The 2,600-nt window shown below is 51.0% G+C and carries 2 protein-coding genes; one reads left to right on the forward strand and one right to left on the reverse strand.

What is annotated here, in order from left to right; all coding sequences use genetic code 11:
- Window positions 1-292: 292 nt before the first annotated feature.
- Window positions 293-649 carry a helix-turn-helix transcriptional regulator gene (locus JX325_RS14980; protein ID WP_204791872.1) on the forward strand — a complete coding sequence of 119 codons (357 nt, stop codon included), beginning with the start codon at window positions 293-295 and terminating at the stop codon, window positions 647-649.
- Window positions 650-847: 198 nt separating this feature from the next.
- On the opposite strand, the gene JX325_RS14985 is transcribed toward JX325_RS14980, so the two are convergent.
- On the reverse strand, window positions 848-2,251 hold the full coding sequence (locus tag JX325_RS14985; protein ID WP_374220639.1) for a relaxase/mobilization nuclease domain-containing protein: 1,404 nt from the start codon (window positions 2,249-2,251) through the stop codon (window positions 848-850).
- Window positions 2,252-2,600: the final 349 nt, after the last annotated feature.

Below are 2,600 nucleotides of genomic sequence, written 5' to 3' on the forward strand. Positions count from 1 at the left end.
GTAGCGTAGTGTTTTTGGAGTTACCTCACAAATCCGTGAAAACTCTCCTATTGATAACATTTAGCCTCTCACCTTCTTTTCTTGATATAAAGTATAAACCTTTCCGTAAGGGCAAAGTCAAAGCCATTTTTAATGTATATCCCTTACACAGCTCTACTGTACCATGCATTAAAATCTTTCACAAGGATGCAATTATATTGCCAAAAGTGAAAATAAATACTACTAAATATAAAATTATATTTCGTTCTCATACTCTAACCCGAAATGTAGAATAATATAGGGTGATATGAAAATGTACCAATACGAGAAACAACTTGACTTCCACGCCCTGGGCCGGGAGATCAAACGCAAAAGAGAGGAAAAGGGCTGGACGCAGGAATACCTCGCTCAGTTGGTGGATCGTGTGCCACGCTCCATTATGTATATTGAGAACAGGGGCCAGCACCCAAGCCTCAACACCTTTTACCAGTTTGTCACTCTGCTGGACATTTCAGTGGATCAATTCTTTTTTCCAGATCCCAACACGGGCGAAAGCTCTTGCAGGAAACAGATTGATATACTGCTCAACTCAATGAGTGAAAAAGAATTAACCGTAATGAAAGCCACAGCAGAGGGGCTAAAGCAGGCCCGGGAAACGGAGGATGCGTAAGAAAGCGTGACCTCCGTTTTTTGCGCCATGTAGAGGAATCGCACGAAACGGCAAGCAGGGCAGGTGTGGCCACACCTGCTATTTTCTTGTGCCGCTGGCCCTGCGAAAATGCTTGTTGGGGAGCTCCCCAAACCCGCTGGACTTCGGGACAAAGTGTCCCAAAGTCCCGGCGCTTACGCCTGTTGTCTGCGGCCCGGGCTATCGCTCCGGGGCCTTATTTTCCCGCCCGTCCGTGTGGCCGAGCAGATGGTCAATGTTCGCCTTGACCGCCACGGCCTGCCGCATATCCGCCTGGGCCTTGCGGTACTCCGCATAAAGGGCCTTTTTCTTTTCCGCCAGCTCCTGGCGGGTCTTTTTCATATCCGTTATTTTTGGAAGTTTCTCCCCGTTTAAGAGGTTGTTCAATACCGCTTTCGCCGCCCGGTAGCTGGCAAGCTCCGCCTCGTGCTCCGCAAGATATTTTTTACTGTACCGGGCCGCCTTATAGCCATCAAACACAGGCCGGGTCTTGGCATAGTCCACCGTGGCCGCCATAAGCCCGGATGTCTTTTCGAGGGCCGCCTCCGTTTCCCGCAGTTTCCCGGCCAGAGCGTGAAAGTGCTCCACCGCCGCCTCGGTGCTGGCCGCCATAGACTCATAGTCCGTAAGGCCATGCTCCCGCAGATACTGGAGGGCGGCGGCCATCTGCTTTAGATTGTAAACCTTGGCCCACCGTTCATAAGCCGGGCCCTTGCCCTGAGCCATGCGCTGTTGAATATCAATAATGAGATTAACCCGCCGGACAGGAGCCGGGGCCTCGTCCGCAAGTTCCGGGATGGGCCGCTCCCCGGCAATCACCGCCCGGATGTCCTCGGGATCAAAGCCGTCCCCAAGGGTGGATGCCCGCAGTCGGGTGGGCTTATCCTGCCCGGGGGCAAGGAACGAAATCACACCGCCCCGGCCATGCTTTACCGCAAAGCCGGACTTCTCCATCAGCCGCAGGAACTCCGCAAAGTCGGCGGGCTTTTGTTTCAGAGCCGCAACGATGGCAAGCCGTACCCTCTGCTGGGCGGACGGGGGCCGCTCCCCGATCCACTGGCCATAGTGCAGGAAACGGCCTTTGCTGTGAAGTTTCGGATGCTGGATAACCGATAAATCATTTTCCAGACATACCCGGTCAGAAAGCCGCCGCAGAGCCCCAGCCGATCTCCAGAAGTCCCGGAATTTCCGGGTGTAGTCCAGTGAAACAGGATTGTAATAAATGTGATTGTGGATATGTTTTTTATCTGTATGAGTAGCAACAAAAAAGGCGTGTTTCCCCTTCGTCCAGCGCATGGCTGTTTCGTAGCCTACCCGGTTTGCCTCCTCCGGGGTAATTTCCCCGGGCGCAAAGGACTGGCGGATCTGATAGCAGAGCACATCTGCCTCCCGCTTTTGTTCCCGGCCTGTGACCGCTTTATACTTTGCCCGGGAGAGCAGGAACTCGGCATCGGCGGTCTGGTGGTCGCACTCATAGGAAGAAATGAGCTGGCCGTCCTGGGTTTTATCCGGGTCTTTCCCATAGTCCAGACGATCCTTCAGCGAGCTGGCGATGGTTTCCCCCTTGCTGATATGGTGGGTAATGAGTCTGGTTGTGGCTATACTTGTACCTCCCTTATTTGACAGATAAAAAGCGGCAACTGCTTAACACAGCCACCGCAAAAGACTTCGGGACAAGTTGTCCCAAAGAAGTATTAATGAGAACATTACAAAAAATGCTCTTTTTAATTTATCCCAATTTTCTTTCGTATTCCTGCTGCTTTTTGGGCTATTACAGTGTAATAGTTTGAACTGTCTTGAATACACAAAGTCAAATTGAAACTTTAATTTATATGATTATATGAATTGAATTATAATTCTGCGCTTACTGTTCGGAGTCCTCTAATGGAAAAAGTTCGGGGTATATCCGGGAATGTGTATTAAGCATAGCCTC

Source organism: Oscillibacter sp. CU971 (assembly GCF_905219725.1).
GTDB lineage: Bacteria > Bacillota > Clostridia > Oscillospirales > Oscillospiraceae > Oscillibacter.

Bases quoted from the DNA above. Each gene is read 5' to 3' on its own strand.
- JX325_RS14980 (WP_204791872.1), top strand. From the start codon at position 293: ATGTACCAATACGAGAAACAACTTGACTTCCACGCCCTGGGCCGGGAG.